This is a genomic window from Qaidamihabitans albus (assembly GCF_016464705.1).
Classification (GTDB): Bacteria; Actinomycetota; Actinomycetes; order Mycobacteriales; family Pseudonocardiaceae; genus Qaidamihabitans; species Qaidamihabitans albus.
In genome coordinates, this window is record NZ_JAEHOB010000004.1 from 136,377 (window position 1) to 149,767 (window position 13,391).

The window sequence follows — 13,391 nt, forward strand, 5'->3', positions numbered from 1 at the left end:
CCGCTGACCTGAGGTAAGCGGGTCGGGTCAGGCTCGCCAGCGGTAGCGGATCCAGCCGGACACCGGCTCGGCCCCGAGCTGGGCGTAGAAGGCTGCGGCCCGGTCGTTGTCCGCCTGCATGTCCCACTCGATCCGGCCGGTCGTGCGCTCGCGCAGCGCGGCCAGCAGCTCGCGACCGAGGCCGTAGCGCCGGTACGCGGGCCGGATGAAGATGTCGTCGAGCCAGATACCCGGCCGCGCCTCCCAGGTGGAGAAGCTCCACGAGCAGAACGCCATCCCGGCGACCTCGCCGTCCTTCTCCGCGATGAGCACCCACGCCTTCGGATCGGGGCCGAACAGGTGCCCCGCCATCTCGGCGCGGTCGAGCGCCAGCTCGTCGTTGCCCTCGTAGCGGGCGTGCTCCTCGATCAGCGAGCAGATCTCGTCGATGTCCCCGGCAACGGCGTCGCGTACGGGCACCGGCCCTCCTTCCCCTCGTCCGGCTCGTGAGTGCGCAGGCGAGTTTTAACTCGTGCCGCCACTCACGAGGCCGCAACACTATCGATCGATCGATCGGCTCGTCTAGGCTGCCCCGATGGAGACCGTGGAACTCGCTGTCGACGAGGGCGTCGCCCTCATCTGGCTGAACCGCCCTGGCCGGCTCAACGCCGTGGCGCCGGAACTGGTCGACGACCTGCTCACCGCGCTCGGCAGGGTGGCGGCCGACGACGACGTGCGCGCGGTCGTGCTCGCAGGGCGGGGCCGCGCGTTCTGCGCCGGGCACGACCTCAAGGCACCCGCTCCCGAGGGGGACTCCCGGGCCCGCCTGGAGCGCCTGCAGGACGTCACCCGCAGGCTGCGCGCGCTGCCGCAGCCGGTGATCGCCGCCGTGCACGGCTACGCCATCGGCGCCGGCGCCGAGTTCGCCCTCGGCTGCGACCTGGTGCTCGCGGCCGACGACGCCACCTTCTCCTTCCCCGAGGTCGGTCTCGGGCTGAGCGTCACCGGCGCGGCGTCGCGGCTGCTGCCGCTACTGGTCGGGCCGCTCAAGGCAAGGGAGCTCGTGCTGCTCGGCGAGCGGGTGGACGCCGCCGCGGCGCACCGCCTCGGCCTGGTCAACCGCGTCGTGCCGGCAGGCGACCTGCTGGAGCGCGCGATGGAGCTGGCGTCGCGGCTGGCCGAGCGGCCCCGTTCGGCGGTCACCCTCGCCAAGCGCGCGCTCGACCGCGGCATCGACAGTGCCCTGGAAGCCGCGCTCGAACGCGAGGTGAGCCACGCGCTGGTCACCGAGCACACCCCGGAGGTCGCGCGGTCGGCGGAGGAGTTCCGGTCCCGATGAGCGAGCCCGAACGGCCCGGCGAGCTGGCCGGGCTTCTCACCAGCGCCGCGCGGCGGTGGCCGGACACCGACGCGTGGGTGTTCGACGCGACCGGCGAACGGCTCACCTTCGCCGATGTCGACCGGCGCAGTGGCGAGCTCGCCTCCGCGCTGGCCGCCCTCGGCACCGAGCCGGGTGACCGGGTCGCCGTGATGCTGCCCAACCGGCCCGAGTTCCCATTGCTCTGGCTGGCCCTCGCCCGGCTCGGCGCCGTGCTGGTGCCGGTCAACACCAACTACCGCGAGCTGGACGGCGAACACGTGCTGGCCCACTCCGGCGCCCGGCTGGCGGTCGCGGCGCCGGAGTTCGCCGAGCTGCTGCGCACGATCGCCCCGCGCACGGGCGTGCGGCGGGTGCTGACCGTGGCCGAACTGGCCCCGCACAACCCGCCGCCCGCGGTCCGGGTGGTGCCGGAGCAGCCTGCCAACATCCAGTACACCTCGGGCACCACCGGCGCCCCCAAGGGCTGCGTGCTGCCGCACCGGTACTGGACGACGCTCGCCCACGATCTCGCCACCGAGTTCCCCGCCGTCGGCACCGACGACATCATGCTGACCGCGCAGCCGTTCCACTACATCGATCCGCAGTGGAACGTCGCGCTGGGACTGGCCTCGGGCGCGACACTCGTGGTGCTCGACCGCTTCCACCCCTCGACGTTCTGGGCCAAGGTGCGCGAGTACGGGGTCACCTGGTTCTACTGCCTCGGCCTGATGCCGACACTGCTGCTGCAAACCCCCGAGACTCCGCGGGACCGCGCGCACCGCGTCCGCGCGATCACCGCGTCGGCCATCCCGCACGAGCTGCACGCGGAGTTGGAGCGGCGGTGGGGCGTGCCCTGGTACGAGGCGTTCGGGATGACCGAGACCGGGGGCGACATCCGGGTGTCCCCCGACGATCACGACCAGACCGTCGGCACCGGGTGCATCGGCAGGCCGTCCCGCTACCGGGAGGCGATGATCGGCGACGCGACCGGCCGGCCCGTGCCCCGCGGCGAGACCGGCGAACTGCTGCTGCGCGGCATCGGCCTCATGCACGGCTACCACGCCGATCCCGAGGCCACCGCCCGCGCGTTCCGCGACGGCTGGTTCCACACCGGGGATCTGGCCCGGATGGACGGCGAGGGCCGCGTGTACTTCGTCGGCCGGACCAAGGACATGATCCGGCGCAGCGGCGAGAACGTGTCGGCCGAGGAGGTGGAGCGGGCGCTGGTGCTGCATCCGGCGGTGCGGACGGCGGCCGTGCTGGCGGTGCCGGATCCGTTGCGCGGCGAGGAGATCAAGGCGCACATCGTCCTCGGGGACGGGTACACACCCGAGGAAGTGCCGCCGGCGGACCTGGCCGGCTTCTGCGGCGACAAGCTCGCCTACTTCAAGGTGCCGCGTTACTGGACCTACGCGACCTCGCTGCCGATGACCCCGTCGGAGCGGGTCGCCAAGGGCGAGCTGCGCCGGGCGGACGAGGACCCGAGGGTGGGTGCCTACGACCGGGTGGAGGGCAGGTGGCGGTAGCGAGCGGAGAGCGGGTGCGGCAGGCCGCGGTGAAGCTGTTCGCCGCCAAGGGGTTTCACGGCACCGGCATCCGCGAGCTGGCCCGGGAGGCGAGGCTGTCCTCGGCGAGCCTCTACCACTACATGGGGACGAAGGAGGAGCTGCTGGCCGGGATCATGCGGGACTGCCTCGGCCGGCTGCTGGCCGCGGCGGGCCAGGCGATCGACGGCGTGGCCGATCCGCGCGAGCGCATGGGCAGGCTGGTGGCACTGCACGTGCTCACCCATGCGAGGCAACCGGATGAGACGAAAGTGGTGGACGACGAGGTGCACGCGCTGTCACCCCGGCTGCGCAGGCCGGTGGTCGAGCTCCGCGACGCCTACGAACGGCTGTGGGCGGACGCGGTGGACGCGGGACTGCGCGAGGGGGTGTTCCACACCCAGCGCCCCGCGGTGACGAGGAAGGCCCTCCTGGCGATGTGCAACGGCGTGGCCAGGTGGTATGCGCCACGGGGCCCGCTCTCGCTGGACGACCTCGCGGAGCACTACGCATTGCTGGCGCTGCGCGCGCTCGGCGGCGAACGACCGGGGACGGGGCCGGATCTGGCGGTCTGCCGGGCCGTGGTGGCGGCCACCTGGCGGCCTGGTTGACCGGGAAGGGCGAATGCTGTTACGAGGGCAACGCTTGCCCCCACAGCGTCGCTGAGGGACGCTCGAAGGGTGAGTGAGGAAACGATCCAACTGGAGCTCAACGAATCGGGTGTCGCGCCGGGGCTGCCGGTGCCAACCAACCCGCGGGATCAGGTGCAAGATGTGCCGTACCGCCCGGTGGAGTTCCGCGATGACGATCTCCCGGCCGCAATGGAGCGCTGTGCCCTCTGGCTCCGGCAGGCCCAGCAGTGGCTTGGCGAGCCGCTGGACGTGCTCGCAGTCCACCTCGATTACGACGAGCGTGAAGGTTCCCCCTACTACGACCTGAAGCTGCTGTGCAACGAGGAGGACCTCGCGGGCGTGCCCGTGGCGTTACGGGAACACCACAAGTCCGACAAGTCCTGATGTAACACCGCTGTGGCGGCGGGGTGAACCACCCCGCCGCCACAGCGCGAGCCGACAGCCGACGGCGCGATCAGCCCAGAGTCCCGCCGACCTTGACATGCCCCTTGAGCAGGTTGCGGGCGATGGTCCGGCGCTGGATCTCGTCGGTGCCCTCGTAGATACGCAGCAGCCGCAACTCGCGGTACCAGCGCTCGATGGGCAGTTCCCTCGTATAGCCCATCCCACCGTGGATCTGCAGTACCCGGTCGACGATCTCGTTGGCCCGGACACCGCCGTAGAGCTTGGCGATCGACTGAGCGTGCCGGGAGTCCATCCCTGCGTCGACCTGCCACGCGGCGTGCAGCACCAGCCAGCGCAGGGCCTCGATCTCCACCCCGGAATCGGCGATCATCCACTGGATGGCCTGCCGCTCGGCGATCGGTGCGCCGAATGTCTCCCGGGTGTTCGCGTGCTCGATTGCCATCGAGAGCAGCCGCTCGCACGAGCCGATGGCGTGCGCGGGCAGCAGGTAGCGGCCACGGCCGATCCACTGCATGGCGAGCCGGAAACCCTGGCCCAGCTCGCCGAGGATCTGCCGCTCCGGCACCCGGACGTTGTCGAAGATCAGCGACGCGGGACCCCATTCGCCCATCGTGTCGATGTACTCCGAGCGCCAGCCCATGTCCCGGTCGACGAGGAAGCACGTGACGCCGCCGTCGGCGCCCTTCTCGGGGTCGGTGATGGCGAAGACCATCGTGAAGTCGGCCTCGTTACCACCGGTGATGAAGGTCTTCTCGCCGTTGATGATCCAGTCGGAGCCGTCCTTGCGGGCTGTGGTGCGGATCGCCTTGGCATCCGAGCCCGCCCCCGGCTCCGTGATGGCGAAGCAGGACCTGCGCTTGCCCTCGATGGTCGGCAGCAGGTACTCCTGCTTCTGCTCCTCGTTGGCATAGAACAGGATGTTGTCGGCCGAGCCGCCGAAACGGAACGGCACGAACGTGCGGCCGAGCTCGGCCTCCAGCAGTGCCGTCATCACCGCGGACAGGCCCATCCCGCCGTACTCCTCGGGGGTCTGCACGCCCCAGAAACCCGACTCCTTGGCCTTGAACTGGAGTTCCTGGGTCTCGTCCGGCGTGAGGCCCGGCCTGCCCGCCCGCTCCCTGCGCAGCACCTCCTGCTCGCGCGGCACGAGCTCCCGCTGGACGAACGTGCGAACCCAGTCGCGTATCTCCCGCTCTTCGACGCTGAGGCTGAAATCCATCGCCGTACGGCTCCTTCACTACTAAGCAGTTGCTTAGTAGAACGTTAACCCAAGGCGAGTCCTGGCGGCATCCCCGGGCACGGGGGTACTTTCACTGCGTGATCGACTGCGCCGTGTGGTGGGCGACCCCGCTGGCCACCTCCGGCGAATTCCTGGCACTGCTGAACCCCGCCGAGCGGGAGCGGCTGCACGCCTACCGCAGGGAGGCCGACCAGCGCCGTTTCCTCACCGGACGCGTGCTGGCGAGGACACTGGCCGGGCAACGGCTCGGCGTCGACCCGGCCGCGGTCGAGCTCGACGCCACCTGTGCCGACTGTGGCAGACAGCACGGTCCGCCACGGGTGCCCGGGGCGCCGCTCGCGCTGTCCATCTCGCACTCCGGCGACCGGATCGCCGTCGCGCTGACCGGCGGCACCGCCGTCGGCATCGACGTTGAGACGGTGAACCGGCGGGCCGACGACTCGCTCATCTCCTACGCGCTGAGCGACGCGGAGCGGGCGGCGATCGCCGGACTGCCGGACGACGAGCGGGCGGAGGCGTTCTTCACCTACTGGGCGCGCAAGGAGGCCGTGATGAAGGCCACCGGACGCGGCCTGCGGATCTCGCTGCGCGGCCTCACGCTCTCCGCCGCCGGCGAGCCGCCACGGCTGCTCGCCGCGGCGGACGGCGAGCTTTCGCCGGAGGCCACGAGCATGGCCGACCTCACTCCGGGCGAGGAGTACCGCGCCACCGTCGCCGTGCTCAGCGGAGCGGGACTCACCGTCACCGAGCAGTGGTGGCCCCCACGCTCGTGAGTGTGAAACAGCGTTAGAACGCTGTTTCACACTCACGACCGCTGTGGTGCGGCTAACGGGCACGCCAGGGCTACTGGCGCCGAGAATGGAGGGATGGACGCGGCGCGACTGCTCGAGGACTACGTGCGAGGGGACTTCTTCCTCGCCACCACCGGGCGCACGGTCCTCGGCGAGGGGGTCGCGGCCGCGCTGACCGACGCCGACGAGGTGCGGCTCAGCGAGCGGGTACACGACGCGCTCGCCTCGGCGGACGTACCGATGGCCGTCGGGGTGCTGCCGTTCGACAGCGAGGCCGCGGGCGCGACCCCGGGGCACCTGGTGCTGCCGCGTGCGGTGCGGCTGGCCGGACCGGCGCACCCCGCGGTGGACCGGCTGCCCAGGAGCGACGTCGGCGCTCCGGCCCGCACCATCTCGGTCCCCGCGGAGCAACGCCACGTCGACGCGGTCGCAAGCGCGATCACGGCACTGCGAGACCGCGGCCTGCGCAAGGTTGTCCTCGCACGGGCACTCGACCTGGAGTTCGACGCCCCGGTCCGGCCGGAGCCGATACTGCGCAACCTGGTCAAGGACAACCCGCGCGGCTACACGTTCGCGGCGAGCCTGCCGTCTGCGCGGACACTGGTCGGCGCGAGCCCTGAACTCCTGCTCTCCCGCACGGGCAGCCGCGTCGTCTCGCATCCGCACGCGGGTTCCGCCCCACGGTCGCCCGATCCGGTCACCGACACGGAGAACGGCAAGGCGCTGCTGTCCTCACGCAAGGACCACATCGAGCACGCGGTGCTGACCGAGGCGGTGGTGGAGACACTGCGGCCGTTCTGCCGGAAGCTGGACGCCCCGACCGTGCCCGACCTGGTGTCCACTCCGACGATGTGGCACCTGGGCACGACGGTCACCGGCGAGCTCGTCGACCGCGACGTGACGGCGTTACGGCTCGCCGCGGCGCTGCATCCCACGCCCGCGATCTGCGGTACCCCGACAGGGTCGGCGCGGGAGCTGGTGAACGAGCTCGAACCCTTCGAGCGCGGCTACTACGCCGGCGCGGTCGGCTGGGTGGACGCCGACGGCGACGGCGAGTGGGCGGTCTCCATCCGCTGCGCGGAGGTGGCCGAGCGCTCGCTGCGGCTCTACGCGGGCGGCGGCATCCTGCCGGAGTCCGACCCGCATGCGGAACTCGCGGAGACCTCGGCGAAGTTCACGACCCTGCTCAGGGCCATGGGGCTGGAGGCAGGCGCCACCGGCTGGTGAGCGGCCAGCAGGCTGGTCCGCCGCCGGCCACTCTCCCCTGCCGTGGCACAGGCACATGCCACGGCAGGGGCGCAGAAACCGTGACTACCGTGACTACTTCAGCGCCTGGATCAGCGTTTCGCGCTGGCGCTCGCCGAGGCCGGCGGCGCGCCGGTCCGGGTCGATGCCCGCCTGTTCCAGCAGGGCGGCGACCTTCACCGCGCCGAGGCCCGGCACCGCCTTCAGTAGCTGGGTGACCTTGGTCTTGCCAATGGTCTTGTCTTCCTTGGCCTTCTTCAGCACCTGATCGATGCTCGTCTGACCGGATTTGATCGACGCGAGCAGCTCCGAGCGCGCCTTGCGAGCCTCGGCCGCCTTGGCCAGGGCTTCCGCCCGCTGCTCCGGAGTCAACGTAGGCAGAGCCAACGTACTAGTCCTTCCTTCTCGGGTGTCCGCATATCGCGGCGACAACCCGGGTTCCCCAGGTGCTTGCACAAGCAAGCGCTGGCCAGGCCGTCCCTTACCACGGCCCCAGTAAACGCCACCTGGGCCGATAGCGCGAAATCGACACGCGCTTGCCCCCCATCTGGGCCATGCGGGTGAACGCCTGGTCGCCCCGGGCAACGGGCCCAGCAGCAGCCCGTAACGGTTGTGCATTCGGCACATGTCCGCTTGCGCCCTCCGGCACTAGAGTCGCGCGTAACCCAGTTCACAGCCGAACGAGCAATCAGCGGGAGCCACGATGTTGAGCACCATGCAGGACGACCAGCTTTCTCTCGCCAACCTCCTGCGGCACGGCTCGAAGCTCTATGCGGACAGCGAGGTCATCACCTGGACGGGTGGCGAAGCCCGGCGGGAGACCTACGGCGAGGTCGGCAAGCACTCCGCGCAGCTGGCCAACGCGCTGCGCGGCCTCGGTGTGACCGGCGACCAGCGGGTCGGCACGTTCATGTGGAACAACGCCGAGCACCTCGCGGCCTACCTGGCGATCCCCGCGATGGGCGCGGTGCTGCACACCCTGAACATCCGCCTCTTTCCGGAACAGCTGGTGTTCGTCGCCAACCACGCCGAGGACCACGTCGTGATCGTCGACGGGACGCTGGTACCGCTGTTCGCCAAGCAGCTGCCGGAGATGAAGACCGTGCGGCACGTGATCGTCGCCAACGGCGACCCGGCGTCGCTGGAGGCTCCCGCGGGCGTGCAGGTACACAGCTACGACGAGCTGGTCTCCGGCCAGCCGGAGACGTTCGACTGGCCCGAGATCGACGAGCGCTCGGCAGCCGCGATGTGCTACACGTCCGGCACGACCGGTGACCCGAAGGGCGTCGTGTACTCCCACCGGTCGATCTGGCTGCACTCGATGCAGGTCTGCATGACCGACAGCATGCGGCTGGACCAGTCGGACAAGGCGCTGGTGATCGTCCCGATGTTCCACGCGATGTCGTGGGGCATGCCCTACGCCGCGATGATGGTCGGCGCGTCGATGATCATGCCGGACCGGTTCCTGCAGCCGGAGCCCATCGCCCAGATCCTCGCCGCGGAGCGGCCCACCTTCGCAGGCGCGGTGCCGACGATCTGGCAGGGCCTGCTCCAGCACCTCGAGGCGAACCCGCAGGACATCTCCCACCTGCGCGAGGTCGTGGTCGGCGGGTCGGCCGCGCCGCCCGCGATGATGCACACGTTCGAGGAGAAGTACGGCGTGCCGATCCTGCACGCGTGGGGCATGACCGAGACCTCCCCGCTGGGCAGCGTCGCGCGGCCGCCCGCGTCGGCGACCGGGCAGGAGGCCTGGGAGTACCGCTACACGCAGGGCCGTTTCCCGGCCTCGGTGCGGGCGCGGCTCATCAACGACGCCGGCGAGGAGGTGCCGTGGGACGGCGAGAGCGTCGGCGAGCTGGAGGTCAAGGGGCCGTGGATCGCCGCCTCCTACTACGGCGGCATCGAGGTCGACCCGGACAAGTTCCACGACGGCTGGCTGCGCACCGGTGACGTCGGCAAGATCACCCCGGACGGCTTCCTGACGCTCACCGACCGTGCCAAGGACGTCATCAAGTCGGGTGGCGAGTGGATCTCCTCGGTCGACCTGGAGAACCACGTCATGTCCCACCCGGCCGTCGCCGAGGCCGCGGTGATCGGCGTGCCCGACGAGAAGTGGGACGAGCGCCCGCTCGTCGCCGTCGTCGTGCGGGAGGGCCAGCAGGTCACCGCCGAGGAACTGCGCGAGTACCTGCAGGACAAGGTCGCCAAGTGGCAGCTGCCGGAGCACTGGAGCTTCGTCGACGAGGTGCCCAAGACGAGCGTCGGCAAGTTCGACAAGAAGCGCCTGCGCTCCGCGCACGCCGAGGGCAAGCTCGACATCAGGCACTTCTGAACGGCCGTTTCGAGCAGGTCACCTCTCGTGAGTGAGGAACCGAGTTCTAACTCGGCTGAACACTCACGAGGGGTGACCAGGCACAACGCCGCGCCCGCCGGGGAACAAGGGCAGGCTCTGAGCGCCGGGGTCGTTACCCGCCGGGTAATCGACTCCGGGCACGTGCGAGGGCAGGCTCGGTCGACATGGACACCGAGGGCACGAAACTGTTCCACCAGACCATGCCGTACACCGAGCGGCTCGGCATCGAGGTGCTCGAACACTCGAGGGAGGTCGTCCGCGCCAGGATCGCGTTCGACCCGGCCCTGTGCACGCTGGGGGAGAGCCTGCACGGCGGTGTGCTGATGTCGCTGGCCGACTCGGCCGCCGCCGTGTGCGCACACCTCAACCTGCCGGACGGCGCGCGGGGCACCACGACGATCGAGTCGCGGACCAGCTTCCTGCGCGCCGTCCGGGAGGGGCACGCAACCGCGTCGGCGCGGGCACTGCACACCGGCCGCAGGGTGATCGTCGTGGAGACCGAGATCCACGACGACACCGGCAGGCTCGCCGCCAAGGTCACCCAGTCGCAGGCCGTACTCTGAGTGCCTGTCTTGATCCCAGGGTGGCGCGGCGCTGTGCCTGGTCACCTCTCGTGAGTGCCTACGTGAGTTAGAACACTGTTACGCACTCACGACCGGTGACCTGCGGAAACAGCGCGCCCTGGTCCGTTCCAGCAGGTTCGAGACCGTACTCTGAGTGCTCATGCGCGGACGTCTGTCCACCATCGTGCCTGCGGTCCTCCTGGCCGCCGCGGTCACGCAGCCCGCAGCGGCGGCGAACGGAAACGAGAAGATCGACTACCACGACTGGACCTCGGCAGGGGACTTCGCCCGCGGCACGCTCGAAGGTCTCCGCGCGGAAGCCGGTGGCGTGCGCGTCGCGGCGCCCGTCGGCACGGTCGAGCGGGCCGGGCGGAGCTACGAGTACGGCCGGTGGACCTCGCCCGTCCACGAGCAGGGCTTCGACGCCACCGAGCTGATCGCCTCGTGGCACGCGGCGACGCCCGAGCACACCTGGCTCCAGGTCGAGGCACGGGCCCGCACGGCCTCCGGCGAGGAGACGGCGTGGTACGTGCTCGGCCGGTGGGCGCACGGGGACGCCGACATCCGGCGCACCTCGGTCGGCGGCCAGCAGGACGCGCACGCTCGGGTCAGCGTCGACACGCTGATGGCGCGACCGGGCGTGCTGCTGCGCTCGTACCAGCTGCGGGTGAGCCTCTACCGCGAGGCGGGCGGCTCCGCCACACCGGTGCTGCGCGGCGCCGGCGCGATGACCTCCCGCGTGCCCGACCGGTTCGACGTGCCCGGCTCCGAGCCGGGCCCCGCCCGCGGTGTCGAGCTCGACGTGCCGCGGTATGCCCAGAACATCCACAAGGGACGCTATCCGGAGTACGGCGGTGGCGGGGAGAACTGGTGCAGTCCGGCCTCGACCGCGATGGTGCTGGCGCACTGGGACGCGGGCCCGGGCGAGGCGGAGCTGTCCTGGCTGCCCGCGGACTACCCCGACCGCGAGGTCGCGCACGCCGCCAGGCACACCTACGACGTCGCCTACCAGGGCACCGGGAACTGGTCGTTCAACACCGCCTACGCGGCACACCACGGGCTGCGCGCGCACGTCACCCGGCTGCACTCGCTCGCCGAGCTCGAGGGCTACGTCGTGCGCGGCATCCCGGTCATCACGTCGCAGTCCTTCCTGGAGAGCGAGCTCGACGGCGCCGGCTACGGCACCGCGGGGCACCTGCTGGTGGTGGTCGGCTTCACCGGGACGGGCGACGTGATCGTCAACGACCCGGCGGCCGAAAGCGGCGCGGGCGTGCGCAAGGTGTACCCGCGGGCACAGTTCGAGACGATCTGGCAGCGCACGAAGCGCCACGACGCCCGAGGTGCGGTGGCGAGCGGGCCCGGCGGGATCGTCTACCTCATCACCCGATGACGCGGCAAGCCTTCTCCCGGCCACCGCAAGCGCGATTGATCACGCCCATGCACAGGTCGCGATGACCGCATGGTCCGTGGCAAGCTGCGCGCTGGAGCAACGGGGCAGAGAGGACGTGTGTGAATGCCGTACGAGGTACCGGGCGTGATCGCCCGCGCGAAGGGCGAGCCGGTTTCGCTCGAGACAGTGCTCGTACCGGATCCGGGACCGGGCGAGGCGGTCGTCTCGGTCAGGGCCTGCGGTGTCTGCCACACCGACCTGCACTACCGCGAGGGCGGCATCAACGACGAGTTCCCGTTCCTGCTCGGGCACGAGGCGGCCGGCTACGTCGAGCAGGTCGGCGCGGGCGTCACCGACCTCGAACCGGGCGACTTCGTGATCCTGAACTGGCGCGCCGTGTGCGGCACCTGCCGCGCCTGCAAACGCGGCAAGCCGTGGTACTGCTTCGCCAGCCACAACGCGAGCAGGCCGATGACGCTCGCCGACGGCACCGCGCTCAGCCCGGCGCTCGGCATCGGTGCGTTCCTGGAGAAGACCCTGGTACACAGTGGACAGTGCACGAAGGTCGATCCGGCGGCCGAGCCCGCCGTCGCCGGGCTGCTCGGCTGCGGCGTGATGGCCGGTATCGGCGCCGCGATCAACACCGGCGCCGTCACGCGTGGTGACACCGTGGCGGTGATCGGCTGCGGTGGCGTCGGCGACGCGGCGATCGCGGGCGCGAGCCTCGCCGGGGCACGCACGATCGTCGCGGTGGACACCGACGACCGCAAGCTGGAGTGGGCGAAGGACTTCGGCGCGACAGCGACCTTCAACGCCAAGGCCAGGAGTCACGACGACGTCGTGGCGGCGATCCGAGACCTCACCGGCTCGTTCGGCGCCGACGTGGTGATCGACGCGGTCGGCAGGCCGGAGACGTGGAAGCAGGCTTTCTACGCCCGCGACCTGGCGGGCACGGTCGTGCTCGTCGGCGTGCCGACGCCGGACATGACACTCGACGACATGCCGCTGATCGACTTCTTCGCCCGCGGCGGCTCGCTGAAGTCGTCGTGGTACGGCGACTGCCTGCCCTCCCGCGACTTCCCGATGCTGGTGGACCTGTACCTGCAGGGCAGGCTGCCGCTGGAGAAGTTCGTCACCGAGCGCATCACGGCCGACGGCGTCGAGCAGGCCTTCGAGCGGATGCACCGGGGCGATGTGCTGCGCAGTGTGGTGATGTTCGACTGAGTGGTGGTCTCCGGCCCATCTTCACCGACGACGAGTTTCCGGAGCACCCGTATCCCGGTGCGCGGCCGGACCGCTCGTACGTGCACCTCGACGGCGCGGGGCACCCGTTGAGCACGGCGCCCGCCGGCTGGCGGAGCGAGCGCGTCCCGGTGCTGGCCTACGGTTCCAACGTATGCCCGGCCAAGATCACCTGGCTGCGGGAGACCCTCGACCTGACCGGACCCGCGGTGGTGGTGCGCGCGGAGTGCCACGACGTCGCCGCGGTCTGGTCGGCGGGCCTGCGCGGACGGGACGGGCAGCGGCCCGCCACACTCGCCGCGGCACCCGGTGTCACCGAATGGCACGCCGTCTGGTTCGCCACGCCGGAACAGCTCGCGGTGCTCGACCGTTGCGAGGCCAGGGGCACCCACTACGACCTCGCCCGGCTGCACTCCGGCAAGGTCGTGCTGGAGGACGGCACGGTGGTGCCCGACGTACTCGCCTACGTCGGAGCCGGGCCGTCCCGGATGCCGCTGCTGGTGGACGGCCAAGCGGTCCGCACCGCCGAGCTGCCCCAGCACGAGGCGCTCGCGCTGGCCGGCGTTCCCGCCCGGTCGCACGGCCTCGACGTGACGATCCTGGACCCGGCCGCCCCACCTCGTGAGTGCGCACGCGAGTTCTAACGC

The 13,391-nt window shown here is 70.9% G+C and carries 14 protein-coding genes; 11 read left to right on the plus strand and 3 right to left on the minus strand.

Annotated features, from left to right (window positions below):
* Positions 1 to 27: 27 nt before the first annotated feature.
* Entirely contained in the window at positions 28 to 459 is a 432-nt protein-coding gene (locus JAP66_RS09595) for a GNAT family N-acetyltransferase (RefSeq protein ID WP_199431289.1), read from the minus strand.
* 115 nt (positions 460 to 574) lie between these two features.
* On the opposite strand from JAP66_RS09595, the gene JAP66_RS09600 reads away from it, so the two are divergent.
* The 4 genes from JAP66_RS09600 to JAP66_RS09615 all read left to right on the plus strand — a co-directional run bounded on the left by JAP66_RS09600 (position 575) and on the right by JAP66_RS09615 (position 3,899).
* Positions 575 to 1,318, plus strand: coding sequence for an enoyl-CoA hydratase/isomerase family protein (locus tag JAP66_RS09600; RefSeq protein ID WP_199431290.1), 744 nt, complete (start codon positions 575 to 577; stop codon positions 1,316 to 1,318).
* Complete coding sequence (locus tag JAP66_RS09605; protein ID WP_199431291.1) at positions 1,315 to 2,865, plus strand: ATP-dependent acyl-CoA ligase; 1,551 nt, start codon at positions 1,315 to 1,317, stop codon at positions 2,863 to 2,865. Before JAP66_RS09600 ends, JAP66_RS09605 begins: the two co-directional genes overlap by 4 nt.
* Complete coding sequence (locus JAP66_RS09610) at positions 2,856 to 3,494, plus strand: TetR/AcrR family transcriptional regulator (RefSeq protein ID WP_199431292.1); 639 nt, start codon at positions 2,856 to 2,858, stop codon at positions 3,492 to 3,494. Before JAP66_RS09605 ends, JAP66_RS09610 begins: the two co-directional genes overlap by 10 nt.
* Before the next feature lie 69 nt (positions 3,495 to 3,563).
* Positions 3,564 to 3,899 (plus strand): hypothetical protein, encoded by a 336-nt coding sequence (locus JAP66_RS09615; RefSeq protein WP_199431293.1) that lies wholly within the window; start codon positions 3,564 to 3,566, stop codon positions 3,897 to 3,899.
* 70 nt (positions 3,900 to 3,969) lie between these two features.
* Here the strand turns inward: JAP66_RS09615 and JAP66_RS09620 are convergent, their stop codons facing one another.
* Positions 3,970 to 5,139 carry an acyl-CoA dehydrogenase family protein gene (locus JAP66_RS09620; protein ID WP_199431294.1) on the minus strand — a complete coding sequence of 390 codons (1,170 nt, stop codon included), beginning with the start codon at positions 5,137 to 5,139 and terminating at the stop codon, positions 3,970 to 3,972.
* A gap of 98 nt (positions 5,140 to 5,237) precedes the next feature.
* Between JAP66_RS09620 and JAP66_RS09625 the strand changes: the two genes are divergently transcribed.
* Positions 5,238 to 5,933, plus strand: coding sequence for a 4'-phosphopantetheinyl transferase family protein (locus tag JAP66_RS09625; protein WP_199431295.1), 696 nt, complete (start codon positions 5,238 to 5,240; stop codon positions 5,931 to 5,933).
* Positions 5,934 to 6,026: 93 nt separating this feature from the next.
* Entirely contained in the window at positions 6,027 to 7,178 is a 1,152-nt protein-coding gene (locus JAP66_RS09630; RefSeq protein WP_199431296.1) for an isochorismate synthase, read from the plus strand.
* Between the two features lie 93 nt (positions 7,179 to 7,271).
* Here JAP66_RS09630 and mihF read toward each other — a convergent pair whose 3' ends face one another.
* Positions 7,272 to 7,583 (minus strand): integration host factor, actinobacterial type, encoded by a 312-nt coding sequence (gene mihF / locus JAP66_RS09635; protein ID WP_199431297.1) that lies wholly within the window; start codon positions 7,581 to 7,583, stop codon positions 7,272 to 7,274.
* Positions 7,584 to 7,899: 316 nt separating this feature from the next.
* Here mihF and JAP66_RS09640 point away from each other — a divergent pair, with 316 nt between their 5' ends.
* From JAP66_RS09640 to JAP66_RS09660, 5 genes are all read left to right on the plus strand, one after another.
* Complete coding sequence (locus tag JAP66_RS09640) at positions 7,900 to 9,528, plus strand: long-chain fatty acid--CoA ligase (RefSeq protein ID WP_199431298.1); 1,629 nt, start codon at positions 7,900 to 7,902, stop codon at positions 9,526 to 9,528.
* 185 nt (positions 9,529 to 9,713) lie between these two features.
* Complete coding sequence (locus tag JAP66_RS09645; protein WP_199431299.1) at positions 9,714 to 10,112, plus strand: PaaI family thioesterase; 399 nt, start codon at positions 9,714 to 9,716, stop codon at positions 10,110 to 10,112.
* A 160-nt stretch (positions 10,113 to 10,272) separates the two neighbouring features.
* Complete coding sequence (locus JAP66_RS09650; RefSeq protein WP_199431300.1) at positions 10,273 to 11,502, plus strand: C39 family peptidase; 1,230 nt, start codon at positions 10,273 to 10,275, stop codon at positions 11,500 to 11,502.
* 123 nt (positions 11,503 to 11,625) lie between these two features.
* On the plus strand, positions 11,626 to 12,726 hold the full coding sequence (locus JAP66_RS09655) for an S-(hydroxymethyl)mycothiol dehydrogenase (protein WP_199431301.1): 1,101 nt from the start codon (positions 11,626 to 11,628) through the stop codon (positions 12,724 to 12,726).
* Between the two features lie 80 nt (positions 12,727 to 12,806).
* On the plus strand, positions 12,807 to 13,388 hold the full coding sequence (locus JAP66_RS09660; protein WP_199431302.1) for a gamma-glutamylcyclotransferase family protein: 582 nt from the start codon (positions 12,807 to 12,809) through the stop codon (positions 13,386 to 13,388).
* Positions 13,389 to 13,391 lie beyond the last annotated feature (3 nt).

What these genes read in the sequence shown, in the direction of transcription:
- JAP66_RS09600 (WP_199431290.1), top strand. Translation starts at nt 575, where the DNA reads ATGGAGACCGTGGAACTCGCTGTCGACGAGGGCGTCGCCCTCATCTGG.
- JAP66_RS09605 (WP_199431291.1), top strand. Translation starts at nt 1,315, where the DNA reads ATGAGCGAGCCCGAACGGCCCGGCGAGCTGGCCGGGCTTCTCACCAGC.
- JAP66_RS09620 (WP_199431294.1), bottom strand. Translation starts at nt 5,139, where the DNA reads ATGGATTTCAGCCTCAGCGTCGAAGAGCGGGAGATACGCGACTGGGTT.
- JAP66_RS09630 (WP_199431296.1), top strand. Translation starts at nt 6,027, where the DNA reads ATGGACGCGGCGCGACTGCTCGAGGACTACGTGCGAGGGGACTTCTTC.
- JAP66_RS09640 (WP_199431298.1), top strand. Translation starts at nt 7,900, where the DNA reads ATGTTGAGCACCATGCAGGACGACCAGCTTTCTCTCGCCAACCTCCTG.
- JAP66_RS09645 (WP_199431299.1), top strand. Translation starts at nt 9,714, where the DNA reads ATGGACACCGAGGGCACGAAACTGTTCCACCAGACCATGCCGTACACC.
- JAP66_RS09650 (WP_199431300.1), top strand. Translation starts at nt 10,273, where the DNA reads ATGCGCGGACGTCTGTCCACCATCGTGCCTGCGGTCCTCCTGGCCGCC.
- JAP66_RS09655 (WP_199431301.1), top strand. Translation starts at nt 11,626, where the DNA reads ATGCCGTACGAGGTACCGGGCGTGATCGCCCGCGCGAAGGGCGAGCCG.